At 57.6% G+C, this 14,828-nt stretch carries 13 protein-coding genes; 4 read left to right on the top strand and 9 right to left on the bottom strand.

Going from position 1 to position 14,828, the window contains the following annotated elements; translation table 11 throughout:
- Together C1N84_RS02065 and C1N84_RS02060 are read right to left on the bottom strand one after the other, a co-directional pair.
- Nucleotides 1-3,771, bottom strand: a complete 3,771-nt coding sequence (locus tag C1N84_RS02065) for an autotransporter assembly complex protein TamB (protein WP_264441926.1) — start codon at nucleotides 3,769-3,771, stop codon at nucleotides 1-3.
- Entirely contained in the window at nucleotides 3,768-5,507 is a 1,740-nt protein-coding gene (locus C1N84_RS02060; protein ID WP_058759861.1) for an autotransporter assembly complex protein TamA, read from the bottom strand. The genes C1N84_RS02065 and C1N84_RS02060 overlap by 4 nt, the downstream gene beginning before the upstream one ends.
- A gap of 454 nt (nucleotides 5,508-5,961) precedes the next feature.
- Here C1N84_RS02060 and C1N84_RS02055 point away from each other — a divergent pair, with 454 nt between their 5' ends.
- The gene (locus C1N84_RS02055) at nucleotides 5,962-7,305 is read left to right on the top strand and encodes a hemolysin family protein (RefSeq protein ID WP_021509741.1); all 1,344 of its coding nucleotides are present in this window, start codon (nucleotides 5,962-5,964) and stop codon (nucleotides 7,303-7,305) included.
- A 56-nt stretch (nucleotides 7,306-7,361) separates the two neighbouring features.
- Here C1N84_RS02055 and C1N84_RS02050 read toward each other — a convergent pair whose 3' ends face one another.
- Entirely contained in the window at nucleotides 7,362-7,568 is a 207-nt protein-coding gene (locus tag C1N84_RS02050) for a DUF1107 domain-containing protein (RefSeq protein ID WP_031280153.1), read from the bottom strand.
- Between the two features lie 313 nt (nucleotides 7,569-7,881).
- Between C1N84_RS02050 and C1N84_RS02045 the strand changes: the two genes are divergently transcribed.
- Complete coding sequence (locus C1N84_RS02045) at nucleotides 7,882-8,439, top strand: YtfJ family protein (protein WP_058759862.1); 558 nt, start codon at nucleotides 7,882-7,884, stop codon at nucleotides 8,437-8,439.
- A gap of 31 nt (nucleotides 8,440-8,470) precedes the next feature.
- On the opposite strand, the gene cysQ is transcribed toward C1N84_RS02045, so the two are convergent.
- Entirely contained in the window at nucleotides 8,471-9,217 is a 747-nt protein-coding gene (gene cysQ / locus C1N84_RS02040) for a 3'(2'),5'-bisphosphate nucleotidase CysQ (protein ID WP_021509744.1), read from the bottom strand.
- Between the two features lie 281 nt (nucleotides 9,218-9,498).
- On the opposite strand from cysQ, the gene C1N84_RS02035 reads away from it, so the two are divergent.
- A complete protein-coding gene (locus C1N84_RS02035) occupies nucleotides 9,499-11,457 on the top strand; it encodes a bifunctional 2',3'-cyclic-nucleotide 2'-phosphodiesterase/3'-nucleotidase (RefSeq protein ID WP_238561435.1) in 1,959 nt (652 codons plus the stop codon).
- 34 nt (nucleotides 11,458-11,491) lie between these two features.
- On the opposite strand, the gene fklB is transcribed toward C1N84_RS02035, so the two are convergent.
- Nucleotides 11,492-12,112, bottom strand: a complete 621-nt coding sequence (fklB, locus tag C1N84_RS02030) for an FKBP-type peptidyl-prolyl cis-trans isomerase (RefSeq protein ID WP_021509746.1) — start codon at nucleotides 12,110-12,112, stop codon at nucleotides 11,492-11,494.
- Nucleotides 12,113-12,296: 184 nt separating this feature from the next.
- Here fklB and C1N84_RS02025 point away from each other — a divergent pair, with 184 nt between their 5' ends.
- Nucleotides 12,297-12,956 carry an OapA family protein gene (locus C1N84_RS02025; RefSeq protein ID WP_150360361.1) on the top strand — a complete coding sequence of 220 codons (660 nt, stop codon included), beginning with the start codon at nucleotides 12,297-12,299 and terminating at the stop codon, nucleotides 12,954-12,956.
- Between the two features lie 55 nt (nucleotides 12,957-13,011).
- Here the strand turns inward: C1N84_RS02025 and rplI are convergent, their stop codons facing one another.
- The 4 genes from rplI to rpsF are packed head-to-tail and all read right to left on the bottom strand — an operon-like array spanning nucleotide 13,012 to nucleotide 14,452.
- Entirely contained in the window at nucleotides 13,012-13,461 is a 450-nt protein-coding gene (gene rplI, locus C1N84_RS02020) for a 50S ribosomal protein L9 (RefSeq protein WP_021509748.1), read from the bottom strand.
- A gap of 39 nt (nucleotides 13,462-13,500) precedes the next feature.
- Nucleotides 13,501-13,728, bottom strand: coding sequence for a 30S ribosomal protein S18 (gene rpsR, locus C1N84_RS02015; protein ID WP_000135199.1), 228 nt, complete (start codon nucleotides 13,726-13,728; stop codon nucleotides 13,501-13,503).
- 4 nt (nucleotides 13,729-13,732) lie between these two features.
- On the bottom strand, nucleotides 13,733-14,050 hold the full coding sequence (priB, locus tag C1N84_RS02010; protein WP_031280155.1) for a primosomal replication protein N: 318 nt from the start codon (nucleotides 14,048-14,050) through the stop codon (nucleotides 13,733-13,735).
- Nucleotides 14,051-14,056: 6 nt separating this feature from the next.
- On the bottom strand, nucleotides 14,057-14,452 hold the full coding sequence (gene rpsF, locus C1N84_RS02005; RefSeq protein WP_021509750.1) for a 30S ribosomal protein S6: 396 nt from the start codon (nucleotides 14,450-14,452) through the stop codon (nucleotides 14,057-14,059).
- Between the last annotated feature and the right edge of the window lie 376 nt (nucleotides 14,453-14,828).

Here is a 14,828-nt window from a genome sequence, read left to right as displayed (position 1 = left end):
CTAAAACTCAAACTGATAGAGCAAATCCAGTGCCTGATCGAGACCCGACACGGCTTCCAAATAGAGTTTGGGCATCAGGCGATAACGCAAAGTGAGCGTCGCCAGTGAATCAAATATGCCAACACCGTATTTTACCTGCAGACCCGGCAGCACATAACCACTCACCTGCACCTGCTGGCTGTCGCCGACACCGGTGGTATCAAGCGCAAGGTTACTGACGCCGAAGGTCTCGCCGATTTTACCCATAACCTGACCACTTTGTGCAACCCCCAGTCCAACCAGCGCCGAGGTTAAGGCATTGCTGTCGCCATCGCTGCTGAGTCCCTGACCGCGTAACAGGTAAGACAGCGCCTCCTGCTGCGACATCGCCGGGTCGGAGAAGACCTCCACTTTCGGCTCGTCGGCCAGCCCGGTGACGCGCAGACCGGCTGTCACATCATCCTCGGTGGCTTCCGGGTTACGAATCGCCTCCAGGTTGACGTACGGCTGATCCGGCGGACCGGCGAACTGCAGCTCGCCTTTACGCACAATCAGATCCTGACCATACGCGTGGAAACGGCCGGAAGGAATATTGATTTGTCCGTTTAAGCCCAGGCCGGTTTTATCCTGCACCAGTTTGAGATCGCCGTTGAGGCGCGCTTTCAGGCCAAAGGCCGAGAGGCGCACATCGTTGCCGACGTGGATCACCAGATTGCTGTTGATTGGGATCGCGGCGGTTTTCGGCTGAATCGGCTTGAGGTTCTCATCCAGCATCACCTCATCCGACGACACGCCGGTAGCGCTCTCCGGCACTTCCTGCACCGTGATGCGCGCCCACGGAATATCAACCTTGCCGTCAAGGTTGAACGCCGCCGGTGTGGCTTCAAACGCCAGGTCCGGCGAAACGTCCATTCGTACCATCGGCGGAACAGTCACGCGAATACGGCTGCCCTGCGCAGTGACGCGCGCGCGCCAGTTATCCAGCTGGCTCCAGTCCGCGTTGCCGCCCAGATTGAGGTTACCCTGCTGCGTCTGGATCAGGCCGTTGAGCGTGGAACTCATGCCGTTAAACACCAGGTTGAGATTAGCCGAGGTGAGATCGACTGGCATAAAGCTGCCATCCACATCAACATCACTCAGCCCCAGCTGACCAAAGATCTGCGGCTGCTGCAGCGTGCCGCCGAGACGCAGATTGCTGTTGAGGTTGCCTTTGATCTTCTCGCCCTGCATCAGCGCCGGGTTGAGCATCGCCAGTGAAATGTTGCTGATGCCGATGTTGCCTGACAGCTGGCGGCGATTCTCCGGATCGGCGATTTGCACGTTACCGCTCAGCTGACCGTTATTCACGATGTGAATCAGCCAGTCGAGCTGCGCGCGTCCATTACGCAGCGCCGCATTCAGGTTGAGCGTGTCGAAGGCGATCGGCAGGTTATTCCCCTGCACATCCTGCACCACTTTTACGCCGTTTCCTTTAAGCGATACCGTGCCGGTCGGCAGCGCGCCGTCGGCGGTCCAGTTCACGCGTGCATCACCGCTGAATACGCCGTTCAGCTGGGTGGCATCGGTGAGGAACGGCTTGATCATCGCCAGATCGAAGCGGTTCAGCACCACGTGCGCATGGCCGCTGGCACCGGCCTCGATCGGCTCCGGCACGCACAGCTGCGCGTTGGGGTTTTGCCAGCAGTGCGGCCCGATGGTGGCGCTCTGTTTGCTGTTCAGGTAGTCAATCGTCATCGCGCGCGTCAGGCGCCATTCGCCCACCGGCGTGTCAAAACGCGTATTGTTGAGATTACCCTGCCAGCGCTGCGTCTGGCGGTCAAAGCTGCCGTTGAGCGCCAGCTGGCCGGAGACCGGCTCGCCCTGCACGTTGAGTTTCAGCTGATGCTGCTTCTCGTTACCGTCGGCGTTGAGCGTCAGCAGGCCGATCTTAAGCGCGTCCTGCTGTAGCTGCTCCACGCGCAGCTGCAGTTTACCGGCGACCTGATCGCTGGATTTCACATCGCTCTGCAGCGTGACACGGCGGATCTGCAACTGCTGCCAGCGCAGGCCGCTGGCGGTAAGATCGGCCAGAAGCTGGGGCGCCTGCAGCGTACCGCGCGCTTTGATGGTGCCTTTGGCTACGCCGCCGAGGCCCGGCAGCGCGTTATCCAGATGCGGTGCATCGACACTGGCATCCAGATTTAGCGCGTCGCCCAGTTCGCCCTTCACGTCGAGATGGTTGCGCCCCAGCGCGATGTCAATGCCGGGGATTTTCCACTGATTGTAACTGTTGCCGGTCAGCGAGCCTTCGGCGCTCACCGCGTTCTGTTTCACATTGCCCTTCAGCGCCAGCTGCGGCACGCTAAGCTGCCAGCTACCGCCGTACAGGCTGCCGCGCGTGGTGATTTTACCGTCGAGCTTTGCCGGCCAGTCAGGATACTGTTTAGCGGTATTGATGCCCGCCAGCGTCAGTTCGCTGCGCCAGCTGATGGCTTTGCTCCAGTCCACCAGCGCGCTAAGGTCAATGTTGCCCTGCAGCGCCGCCACGCGAAGTTTATCCAGGCTGAACTGCTGCACGTTGCCTTTACCGTCCAGCGCAATGGTGGCCGGCGGCACCGCTTCGCCCTTCACCGCGGTGCGCAGCGACATCACATAGTCGGTGGCTTTGCCGCTGAACTGGTAGTCGAGATTATCCGCCTGATACTGCACCGGACCGGTCAGCGGCCAGCGCAGCTGCGGGCTGGTGAGTTTGAGCGACAGCGGCAGACCGGCGACCGCCGGCTGCGCGGCGGCGTCCAGCTGGGCACGCACCGGCCCCGAGAGATTCAGGCCCAGCTTCAGCTCGTCGCGCATTGCCCCGGCGAGGTTCAGTTTGATCTTCTCGCCTTTAATCGGATCGAGATTCAGCGAGCCGTTGAGCACAAAATTGACCGGCCAGTTATCCGCCAGCCGGGCATCGCCGCTGGCGTTGATCTGTCCCTGCGGCGAGTCGACGTCAAAGGTCTCCAGCTGCACATGCCGGTCGGTAGTTTTGGCCTTCAGCAGCAGACGCGTAATCGCCACATCCGTATCGCCAGTGATGCGCAACTGCTCACCCAACAGCTGCTGCACATTGATGTCGAGCGGCAGCTGGAAATCCGGCAGTGCCGGCAGCAGCGGCTCGGCAAACATCGCCTGCAGCGTTTCGCCCAGCGGTTTCTCATCCGGCTGCGGCTGCTGCACTTTAGGCTGCACCACCTGTTCGTCCGCCACTTTCGCCGCCTTCGGCAGCGCGATCAGCAGGCTCTGGATATGGGTGGGATTGAGCGTCAGCGCGCGATCCTGCCACTGCAGGCCGCTGGTGAAGTCGAGCAGCGAAATGGCGGTGTCATCGACTTTGACGTTGATGTTATGCAGGCTGACCCGGCTCAGCGTAATCGGGTATGGCGTGCTGAGATTGCTGCTGCCGCTCTCCTCTTCCGGCGGCGGCGCACTGGCGGGCGTCATTTTTTTGCTGTCGACCACCACGCTGACATCCTGCAGCGCGATATCGTTCACGCACACCGAGGAGTGCAGCAGGCAGTTGAGGTTGAGCGCCAGATGGAAGCGCCCGGCATCCACGCTGACGCCCGGCATCTGGTACTTCACGCCGCTCAGCGTCAGATCGCGCCAGCCGCCTTCCACCTTGTTGATCGACAGGCCCGGCACCCAGCGATCGGCACCTTTAAACAACAGATGCAATCCGGGCGTGGTGCCCACCAGAAACGCCACGCTGGCCAGCAGCACCAGCAGGAAAATACCGATACCGATCAGGACCTTTTTCCACAGCTTCATAGTTCAGGCCCCAGTCCTACATAAAATTGCAATCCATGCTCCTTGTCGTCACCAATCGGGCGCGCGATATCAAACTTGATCGGCCCTACCGGAGAAGACCAGCGCACGCCGAAGCCTGCACCGGTTTTAACGTTACTCTGCTTGATGTCGTTGACCGCTTCACCGGAGTCGACGAATACCGCACCCCACCATTTGCCGGAGACGTTGTACTGATACTCAAGCGAGCCGGTGGCCAGCTTTGAGGCACCGGTGAGTTTGCCTTCGTCGTCGCGCGGCGAGATATCTTTGTATTTGTAACCGCGAATGCTGCGGTCACCGCCGGCGAAGAAGCGCAGATCGGGCGGCACTTTTTCAAAGTCGTTGGTTTCAATCCAGCCAAGGTTACCGCGCGCCACAAAGCGATGCTTTTCGCCCAGCGTGCGGATCCACACGTTCTGCGCCTGCAAGATCAGGAAGTCGACGTCCGAGCCCCAGGTGGTGTCCGACACGTCTACCGAGTAGCGCTGTGAATCGCCCCAGGTCGGCATCAGGCCGCCGCGCGAACGGGTGCGGTTCAGGCTGACGCCCGGATAGAGCAGCATGGTGGTGTTGGTGACGCTGCCCTGAGTAAAGTGGTCGAGACTCCAGCGCAGGTTAATCGCGCGCTGCCAGCCGGAGCTGCTGTCCCAGTTACGCGACATCGCCAGCGTGGTGGTGTCCGATTTGGTGTCGTTGAGATCGGTGCGTTTCAGGCCGCCGGAGAAGGTGTAGTACTGCTCCAGCGGACTTTTCAGCAGCGGCACTTTATAGCTGAGATCAAGCTGCTGCTCCGGCGCGGAGATATAGGCGCTGGAGGTCAGGCTGTGGCCGCTGTCGTTGATCCACGGCTTTTTCCACGTGCCTTTCAGCCGCGGTCCGACGTCCGTCGAGTAACCGACACCGGCTTCGATGGTGTTCTCCACGCGCGGCGACACGGCGGCGCTGAGCGGCAGCACTTTGGTCTGGCGCCCTTTATCGAACTCCGGTGCCACGACGACAGAATTAAACCAGCCGGTGGCGGAGAGGCGCCGATTGAGTTCGGCCAAATCGCGTGAGCTATAGGGATCGCCCTTTTTGAACGGCACCAGGTTGCGCAGATAGGCTTCATTGATTTGCGAGCCTTCAAAGCTGACATCGCCGAAGCGATAGCGCGGGCCGCTGTCGTAGTCGATATCCCAGAACGCTAAGCGCCGTTCTACCGAGACACCAAGCTGGCTCTGCTTAAAGTCACCGTCGAAGTAACCATTACGCAGCGCCAGGCTGGAGAAGCCGTTTTTGAATTTATCGTAGTCGCCGTGATTGAGCTGGCTGCCGACTTTCGGCCTGCCCTGCTTCACCCACGCCTGATAATCAGGATCGTCTTTTGCGGCACCTTCCACCACAATGGTGCTGCCGCCAATCTTCACCGGCTCACCGGCGGTGACGCGGGCAATCAGCACCGGACGGCCACCCTGCGGCGGTGCCGGGCGTGATTCAAAGTCGATCTGCGGCTCGTAATAGCCGAGCGCGCGCAGGCCTTCTTTGATCGCGGCAGCCACGCGCGCCTGGAAACGGCCATCGTTCGACACCTCGTCACTGCCGATAGTGGACAAGCGCGCCCTGACGTTTTTCTGTAACTCCCCGGTCAGGCCTTCCAGCTGCAGTCGCACTTTGGCTGCCTCAACAGCAGGTGCGGCAAGCAGCAGGCTGGCCAAGCAATAAGCATGAAATCGCGGCACGCGTACTCCTGTTAATAATGCCTGCCCCTATTCCGCAGGGGCGTTAACTCTGGTGGAAAGGGTATCACCACACCTTGCATACCCATCAGCATAGCCGCTCTTTTTTGCGAGCGGCTGCGTAAAAACGGCCGCTAAGCCAAATCGACTGCTATTGTCGGTAAATGTGCGGACCGATACAACAACGAAGCCGCGCTTCTGCGCACCGCCAGCCGCCACTCGGATTAATCCGAGCCGGCCAATCACGCCGCTGGCGGCAGCAATAGCGCTGCTGCTATAATCAGCGACCAGCAGGCCTCGCCTGCACGCATTTCTGCCCCGACGTTAACGTGACTTTGTCGAACTGGCGCAGACATTTTTGGCACGGATAGCCCTGTTTGACGGGTAAGTACCGGATGTACGCCTCTTCGCGCTGCCCAGGCCAAAAATGACAAGTGATTAACCCAACGGATCTTTTATGCTTGATAGCCTGCTTGTCATTCTTTTACTGATCGTAATCAGTTCATTTTTTTCTCTGTCGGAGATCTCGCTGGCGGCTGCCCGCAAGATCAAACTGAAACTGCTGGCCGATGAAGGCAACATCAACGCGCAGCGCGTGCTGAAGATGCAGGAACAGCCTGGCATGTTCTTCACCGTGGTACAGATTGGCCTCAACGCCGTCGCGATTCTCGGCGGTATCGTCGGCGATGCGGCGTTTTCGCCCGCCTTCAGCAGCCTGTTCAACCGCTTTATGGAGCCGGAACTGGCGGATCAGCTCAGCTTTATCTGCTCCTTCACCATCGTCACCAGCCTGTTTATTCTGTTTGCCGACCTGACGCCAAAACGCGTCGGCATGATCGCGCCGGAAGCCATCGCGCTGCGCATCATCAATCCGATGCGCTTCTGCCTGCTGGTTTTCCGCCCGCTGGTATGGCTGTTCAATGGCCTGGCCAACGTGTTCTTTCGCATCTTTAAGCTGCCGATGGTGCGTAAAGATGACATCACCTCAGATGACATTTACGCGGTGGTAGAAGCGGGCGCGCTGGCCGGCGTGCTGCGCAAGCAGGAGCACGAGCTGATCGAGAACGTGTTTGAGCTGGAATCACGCACCGTGCCTTCGTCCATGACCTCGCGTGAAAATATCGTGTGGTTCGATCTGCACGAAGACGAAACCAGCCTGAAAACCAAAATCGCGCAACACCCGCATTCGAAGTTTCTGGTGTGCGACGGCGATATCGACCATATCGTCGGTTACGTTGATTCCAAAGAGCTGCTGCTGCGCGTGCTGGGCAACCAGAGCATGACGCTCAACAGCGGCGTGCAGATTCGTTCGGCGCTGATTGTGCCGGATACGCTGACGCTGTCAGAGGCGCTGGAGAGTTTTAAAACCGCCGGCGAAGACTTCGCGGTGATCATGAACGAATATGCGCTGGTGGTCGGGATTATCACGCTTAACGACGTGATGACCACGCTGATGGGCGATCTGGTCGGTCAGGGGCTGGAAGAGCAGATTGTAGCGCGTGACGAGAACTCCTGGCTGGTGGAAGGCGGTACGCCGATTGATGACGTGATGCGCGTGCTGGATATCGACGAGTTCCCGCAGTCCGGCAACTACGAGACCATCGGCGGCTTCATGATGTATATGCTGCGTAAGATCCCCAAACGCACCGATTTCGTCAAATTCTCCGGCTACAAATTCGAGGTGGTGGATATCGACAGCTACCGCATCGACCAGCTGCTGGTGACGCGCATTGATGACCGCCCGCCGGTGCTGAATGTGTCGAAGAGTACGCTGGATGAGTCTGAAGGGCCTGCCGCATAGCAGTGATCGTGCGGTTACAGAAAGATTCAGGGCGCCAGCGGCGCCCTTTCTTTTGCTTAGTTGTACTCGGCTTGCAGCCGCAGCACCTGGCGGTTGATTTCTGACATCACGCTAAGGTGCTGTTTATCCTTGACGCGCGGCAACATGACTTTGCCTTTGTCGAACTCAAACGCGCCAACATCCTTGATGTACAACCTTCCTTTAAATAGCGTCTTTACATATTTCGCAATTTGCAGCGGATTATAGCGCTGGAAGATCTTCATGCTGTTTAACTCCTGAACAGATGTAATACGCTTCGCCATTGCCAAATTCGGTACGAGCCCTTGAAGCGCAAATGAGGCATAACTATAGAACATGATTCCTTGCCGATGTTCCGAAAAAATGGATTTTTTACTGAATTGACACATCATTACAGAGAACTCTGTCATAACGATCACAAAATCCAGTATAAACCTTCATTGGTTAAGGAATTGTGGCATGGGTTACAAAGCTGCTATCTCATCGCGACAGGCGCATCATCCACGCCTAATATTGCAAAAACATGAATAACTGGTCGGATCACTAAGGAGCATTACCATGCGTTTGGCACATTCCGTGATAGCCCTGGCGCTGCTGCTGCCCAGCCTTGCCTCAGCCCACGCGTTTAAGGTTGGCGAACGCGTACCGGCAGTCGGCGTTAACGACAAAGGAGAACTGCTGTATCAGCAGGAGAAGTTTCGCTACCAGCCCTGGAACAGCGCCCAGCTGAGTGGCAAAGTGCGGGTCATCCTGCATATTGCCGGACGCTCGTCAGCCAAAGAACAGAACGCCGCGCTGATTGAAGCCATCAAAGCCGCCCAGCTGCCGCACGACCGCTATCAGACCACCACGGTGGTCAATACCGATGATGCCATTCCCGGCACCGGGATGTTTGTGCGCAGCAGCATTGAGAGCAATAAACAGCAATATCCGTGGTCGCAGTTCATTGTCGACAGCAACGGCAACGCGCGCAAGGCGTGGCAGCTGGAGAAAGGCGGTTCGGCAATTGTGATTCTGGATAAGACCGGCCATGTGCGTTACGCCAAAGACGGTCCGCTGACGCAGGATGAAGTGCAGCAGGCGATGAAACTGATCCATCAGCTGCTGCAGGCGTGATCGCGCCACAGCGGGTGGCGCGCATAGCGTATCAGAACAGCGAGACGCGGAAGCCCGGATTCAGGAACGACTCGCGCGGCGCGTAGTCGAGGGTTTTGCCCTGCCAGTCATGCACGTGCGCGCCAGCGGCAATGGCTACCGCATGGCCGGCACCGGTATCCCAGATATTGGTCGGCCCGAAGCGCGGATAGAGCTGCGCCTTGCCCTCTGCCACCAGGCAGAACTTGAGCGAGGAGCCGATAGCGGTGGTCTGGTGCTCGCCCAGCTGGGTCAGATACTCTTTCAGCTCTTCGTCTTTATCAGCGTGCGAACGGCTCACTACCACCAGCAGCGGTCGCGCTTCACGTACGTGGATCTGCGTGGTGTGGCCGCCCTCTTCTTTCCACGCTTTGCCTTCGGCCGCAGAATACATCACCCCCAGCGCCGGCGCGTACACCACGCCCAGCACCGGTTTGCCGTGCTCAATCAGCGCGATATTGACCGTGAACTCGCCGTTACGCTTGATGAACTCTTTGGTGCCGTCGAGCGGATCGACCAGCCAGTATTGCTGCCAGTGCTGACGCACATCCCAGCCGGGTGGATCCTCTTCCGACAGCACCGGCACGTCAGGCGTCAGCGCCGCTAAGCCCTGCACGATAACCTGATGTGCCGCCAGATCGGCCGCCGTGACCGGTGAATCATCCGATTTACGCGTCACGTCCAGCGGTTGTGCGCCATCGTAGACCTGCATAATGGCATCGCCTGCGCTGCGCGCCAGCTGGCAAATTTTATCTAACATTGTTCACCTCATTTCGGCTGATGCTGCCGCTGAAACCCCGGCAGCCCGTCTCCAGATATTTTAGCAGGTGCGCTGTGACAGCCGCAGCTAAGCGTATTCGCTTTGATTATCAATATCATAGTTCGGTCGTGGCGGCTATGGCGCAATGCTGAATGGCAGGCACTCCGTCAGCTTACGCAGGAAAGAGGCAAAATCCCGAGCCCCATCACAAATTGAAATGATAATTCGTCATGGTTTTACATTATTTTGAGAGGCCCATTAAAGCGAACAAGGAGCAAGCCATGTTCAAAGCGAGCATGTCGTTACTGGCACTGTGCGTTGCAGCCGCCACGGTGCAGGCTGCCACGGTGGATTTACGCATTCTGGAAACTACCGATCTGCACAGCAACATGATGGATTTCGATTACTACAAAGACACGCCGACCGAAAAGTTTGGCCTGGTGCGCACCGCCACGCTTATCCAGCAGGCGCGCGGCGAAGTAGCAAACAGCGTGCTGGTGGATAACGGCGACATTATTCAGGGCAGCCCGCTGGGCGATTACATGGCGGCCAAAGGCCTGCAGCCGGGTGAAATCCATCCGGTGTATAAAGCCCTTAATACGCTGGATTACGCGGTAGGCAATCTCGGCAACCACGAATTTAACTACGGCCTGCCCTATCTGCAGCAGGCGATTGCCGGGGCACGTTTTCCCTACATCAACGCCAACGTTATCGATGAAACCAGTGGCAAACCGCTGTTTACCCCCTATTTAATTAAAGAAACCACGGTAAAAGACCGCGACGGCAAGCCGCATACGCTGAAAATCGGCTATATCGGCTTCGTACCACCGCAGATTATGGTGTGGGATCGCAACAATCTGCAGGGTAAAGTGCGCGTTGATGACATCACCGAGACAGCGAAGCGCTATGTGCCGGAAATGCGCGCAAAAGGTGCTGAAATAATCATCGCTATTCCGCACTCCGGTCTGAGCAGTGAGCCGTACCATGCCATGGCGGAAAACTCGGTGTATTACCTCAGTCAGGTGCCAGGTATCAATGCCATCATGTTCGGCCATGCGCACGCGGTGTTTCCCGGCAAAGAGTTTGCGGCGATTAAAGGCGCGGATATCGCTCAGGGCACGCTTAACGGCGTACCGGCGGTGATGCCCGGCATGTGGGGCGATCATCTCGGCGTGGTTGACCTGGTGCTGAAAAATGACGGCGGCAACTGGCAGGTGACCCAGGGTAAAGCCGAGGCACGGCCAGTTTACGATGCGGTAGCGAAAAAATCGCTGGCGGCGGAAGATGCCGATCTGGTGAAAGTGCTGGCCGACGATCATCGCGCTACGCGTGAATTTGTGGCAAAACCGATCGGCAAGTCGGCGGATGTGATGTACAGCTATCTGTCGCTGGTGCAGGACGATCCCACCGTGCAGATCGTCAATAATGCGCAGCGTGCTTACGTCGAACGCTTCATTCAGGGCGATCCCGATCTGGGCCGCTTACCGGTGCTCTCGGCAGCGGCACCGTTTAAAGCCGGCGGCCGTAAGAACGATCCGGCCAGCTACGTTGAAGTGGAAAAAGGCGATCTTACCTTCCGTAATGCCGCCGATCTCTATCTCTACCCGAATACGCTGGTGGTGATGAAAGTCAGCGGCGCGCAGGTGAAAGAGTGGCTGGAGTGCTCGGCGGCGCAGTTTAATCAGATCGACGTGCATCGTCGTCAGCCGCAGTCGCTGATCAACTGGGATTTCCGCACCTACAATTTTGATGTGATCGACGGCGTGCAGTATCAGATCGATGTGACGCAACCGGCGCGCTACGACGCCGAATGCCAGCTGATTAACCCGGCGGCATCACGTATTCAGGATCTGCGCTGGCAGGGCAAACCGATCGATCCCAAAGCGACCTTCCTCGTTGCCACCAATAATTACCGTGCCTGGGGCGGCAAATTTGCCGGTACCGGCGAGCAGTATGTCGCCTTTGCCTCGCCGGATGAGAACCGCTCGGTGGTGGCCGCCTACATCAGCAGCGAAACCCGCGCCCACGGCGCGGTGCAGCCACAGGCCGATCACAACTGGCGGCTGGCACCGATCGCCAGTGCAACGCCGCTGGATATTCGCTTTGAGACCGCGCCGGGCGCAAAAGCCACGCAGTTTATTGAGAAGTATGCTGATTATCCGATGAAAGCCGTCGGCAGTGATGAAACGGGCTTTGCAATCTGGCAGGTGGATTTACAGAAGCAGGCAGAGAAGAAGTAGTGACAGGGGCGCCAGACACGGCGCCCGCTGTTTATTACAGGATTTCCAGCAGCTCGACTTCGAAAATCAGGGTGCTGAATGGCGGGATAGAGGCACCCGCGCCGCGCTCGCCGTAAGCGAGATTGTGCGGAATGGCCAGCTCCCACTTCGAACCAACCGGCATCAGGGTCAGCGCTTCAATCCAGCCAGCAATCACGCCGCTGACCGGGAATTCAGCCGGTTCGCCACGGGCAACGGAGCTATCAAACACGGTGCCGTCAATCAGCTTACCGGTGTAGTGCACGCGTACGCGATCCTGACGTGATGGGATCGGACCATCGCCCTGGGTGATGACGCTGAACTGCAGGCCGGATTCGGTGCTGCTCACGCCTTCACGCTGTGCATTCTGCTCGAGGAACTGCTGACCTTCGGCCGCCATGGCTTCGACGCGCTCACGACGTACGCCTTCGGCACGCTCGTGGACTTCACGCAGCGCACGGTGTACCACGTCAACCGGAACTGCCGGTGAGTTCCCTTCCAGCGCGTCGCGCAGGCCCGCAAGCAGCGCTTCTGGCTGCAGACCCTGCAGTCCAGACTCTTGCAGCTGCTGACCAACCTGTAAACCGATACCGTAACTTGCTTGTGATTCGACGCTGTCAAATGAAGGGGTCGTCATCTTGTTTCCTTAATCCCGGAGAAAATAGAACCGGCAGCATAACAGCGCAGGCGGCTGGCGTAAAATCTCGCGCGCCGCGGATGACATTTCCCGGGGAAAGAGAAACAATATGCAGGTCAAATTTTTCAATGCTGGCAGGCACTTCGCGCCCGCTTTGCCAATACTATAGAACAAGAGAGCATCCATGGGCCAAATCGCCCCACGACGTCGCAGGACGCGCGCACCGCGTACCTTATTTTCCCGGTTGCAACGCTGGCTGCCTGACAGGCGCGTCACGACCGCCAGCGAGGAGGAGGAAAGAATGGCTTCTGAAACCCCGTCGCGTATACCCGCTGTGCTGCAGCGCATCTGGCATCTGCTGGATAACGTACGCTGGATGGATCCGCTGCCGCCGCTGCACCGACGCGGTATCGTTATTGCCCTGCTGGTGATGCTGCTGGCGTTTCTCTGGCCTGCCAGCACACCGCAGTATCCGGTGGAACGTCCGGCAGAGAGCAGCGGCAAAGAGGTGCCGATGCAGGCGGAAATCTACGATAACAATGCGCAGCCGCCGCAGAATACGACGCCAAAGAGTGATGCCCAGGGCGAATGGCACAGCTATACCGTGGCCTCGGGCCAGACGCTGGCGCAGCTGTTCCGTGACAATAATCTGCCGGTCAATGATGTGTTTGCCATGGCGCGGGTGGAAGGCGATGGGCAGCCGCTGAGCGCGCTGCAGAGTGGTCAGCAGGTGAAGATTCGTCAGAACGCGCAGGGCGTGGTGACCGGCTTAACGGTCGAGAGCAGTAACGGTCCGGTGCTGTTTACCCGCCAGCCGGACGGCAGCTTTATCCGCGCGCAGTAAGCAACAGAAACAAAAACGCCGGCACAAGGCCGGCGCTTTCAAACTAAGTAAAAAATTACTCAGCTACTACATTCACAACCAGTTTCGCGAATACTTCGCTGTGAACCTGGAAGTCAACTTCGTGCTCACCGGTGGTGCGCAGAACGCCGTTTGGCAGGCGAACTTCGCTCTTCGCCACTTCAACGCCAGCTGCAGTAACTGCATCAGCGATGTCGCGGGTACCGATGGAACCGAACAGTTTACCTTCGTCGCCTGCTTTAGACGCGAGAGTAACGGTGCCCAGTGCATTGATTTTCTCTGCACGTGCGTTAGCAGCAGCCAGAACGTCAGCCAGTTTGGCTTCCAGTTCAGCGCGACGCGCTTCGAAGAACTCAACGTTTTTCTTTGTAGCAGGAACAGCTTTACCCTGTGGAACCAGGAAGTTACGAGCGTAGCCCGCTTTAACGTTAACCTGATCACCCAGGCTGCCCAGGTTTGCTACTTTATCAAGCAGAATAACTTGCATTACCTTATCCTCTTAAAGTCGTTAATGGACAGTTGCCGATTACTGATGACGATCAGTGTACGGCAGCAGAGACAGGTAACGCGCGCGCTTGATAGCACGAGCCAGCTGACGCTGGTATTTTGCACGAGTACCGGTGATACGGCTTGGAACAATCTTGCCGCTTTCAGTGATGTAGTTTTTCAGCGTTGCGATATCTTTATAATCGATCTCTTGAACGCCTTCCGCGGTGAAACGGCAGAACTTGCGACGACGGAAATAACGTGCCATTTGGCTAGTCTCCAGAATCTATCAATTCAATCTGCTCGGCATGTAACACAAGTTTGCTCTGGCCATTGCGTGCCTGATGGCAGCTAATAAAACCTTCGAGTGTGAGTTGCGTGCCGACCGTTATATGTTGAGTAATCGCCTGATGGGCGCTGCCGCTGATAATCACCGGCATCTGACACCAGGCTTGCCGGTGAAACCCGGCTTCCTCCTGCACAGAACGATGCTCAAGCACGAACTGGCAGTGAGGAATCCCTGACGGACTGACTTTTCGAACTGGCGTCTTGCACACGGTGCCAGACAGGCGCAGCCGATTGGCCGTCATCGTGGATTACTCTTCAGAATCCCCAGCATCTGAGTCTTCTGCCGATTCGTTAGCGAAGTCTTCGCGGCGCTCACGACGCTCGTCTTTCGCTTTAACCATCGGAGAAGCTTCAGTTACCGCGTGCTTAACGCGCATAACCATGCTGCGGATAACGGCGTCGTTGAAGCGGAAGTTAGTTTCCAGCTCGTCGATCACTTCCTGCGGTGCTTCTACGTTCAGCAGAACGTAGTGTGCTTTGTGCAGTTTGTTGATCGGGTAAGCCAGCTGACGGCGACCCCAGTCTTCCAGACGGTGGATCGTGCCCTGTGCACCAGTGATAGCACCAGTGTAACGCTCGATCATGCCCGGAACCTGCTCGCTCTGGTCAGGATGGACCATAAATACGATTTCGTAATGACGCATCGATAGCTCCTTACGGATTATTCAGCCTCCTGTCAGGGTCAGCTGCGGCCCACGGAAGCAAGGAACGTTATAGGTTGCGAATCACCCAAAAGATGAAACACACCTCTGAATGCAGCTGAAAAATTGACGCGTAATCATACTGACCTCGCCGGGGAAACTCAAGCGCACAATTCATCAAATTGTCGCTGCCGTGCCAGGCGGGGACACCTTTCGTGCTAAGGATTGAGATTCAGCAGGTTAGTCAGAGATTGTTCAAAATCCCTGAACGAGGCGTTCAGCATGACGATCTGGCGTCGTACTGGTGAAGAACTAAACTCTCTACAGGCGCAACGGTTTGGCTTAATCAGCGCGCCTGAGAGTGAAATCCCTGGAGTGA

The sequence above is a fragment of the Pantoea sp. SGAir0418 genome, assembly GCF_043529865.1.
The sequence above is the reverse complement of the archived record's forward strand: the minus strand, read 5'-3'. Positions and strand labels throughout refer to the sequence as shown.

Excerpts from the sequence above, each read along its gene's own strand:
- C1N84_RS02065 (WP_264441926.1), bottom strand. The coding sequence starts at position 3,771 with ATGAAGCTGTGGAAAAAGGTCCTGATCGGTATCGGTATTTTCCTGCTG.
- C1N84_RS02055 (WP_021509741.1), top strand. The coding sequence starts at position 5,962 with ATGCTTGATAGCCTGCTTGTCATTCTTTTACTGATCGTAATCAGTTCA.
- C1N84_RS02050 (WP_031280153.1), bottom strand. The coding sequence starts at position 7,568 with ATGAAGATCTTCCAGCGCTATAATCCGCTGCAAATTGCGAAATATGTA.
- C1N84_RS02045 (WP_058759862.1), top strand. The coding sequence starts at position 7,882 with ATGCGTTTGGCACATTCCGTGATAGCCCTGGCGCTGCTGCTGCCCAGC.
- cysQ (WP_021509744.1), bottom strand. The coding sequence starts at position 9,217 with ATGTTAGATAAAATTTGCCAGCTGGCGCGCAGCGCAGGCGATGCCATT.
- C1N84_RS02035 (WP_238561435.1), top strand. The coding sequence starts at position 9,499 with ATGTTCAAAGCGAGCATGTCGTTACTGGCACTGTGCGTTGCAGCCGCC.
- fklB (WP_021509746.1), bottom strand. The coding sequence starts at position 12,112 with ATGACGACCCCTTCATTTGACAGCGTCGAATCACAAGCAAGTTACGGT.
- C1N84_RS02025 (WP_150360361.1), top strand. The coding sequence starts at position 12,297 with ATGGGCCAAATCGCCCCACGACGTCGCAGGACGCGCGCACCGCGTACC.
- rplI (WP_021509748.1), bottom strand. The coding sequence starts at position 13,461 with ATGCAAGTTATTCTGCTTGATAAAGTAGCAAACCTGGGCAGCCTGGGT.
- rpsR (WP_000135199.1), bottom strand. The coding sequence starts at position 13,728 with ATGGCACGTTATTTCCGTCGTCGCAAGTTCTGCCGTTTCACCGCGGAA.
- priB (WP_031280155.1), bottom strand. The coding sequence starts at position 14,050 with ATGACGGCCAATCGGCTGCGCCTGTCTGGCACCGTGTGCAAGACGCCA.
- rpsF (WP_021509750.1), bottom strand. The coding sequence starts at position 14,452 with ATGCGTCATTACGAAATCGTATTTATGGTCCATCCTGACCAGAGCGAG.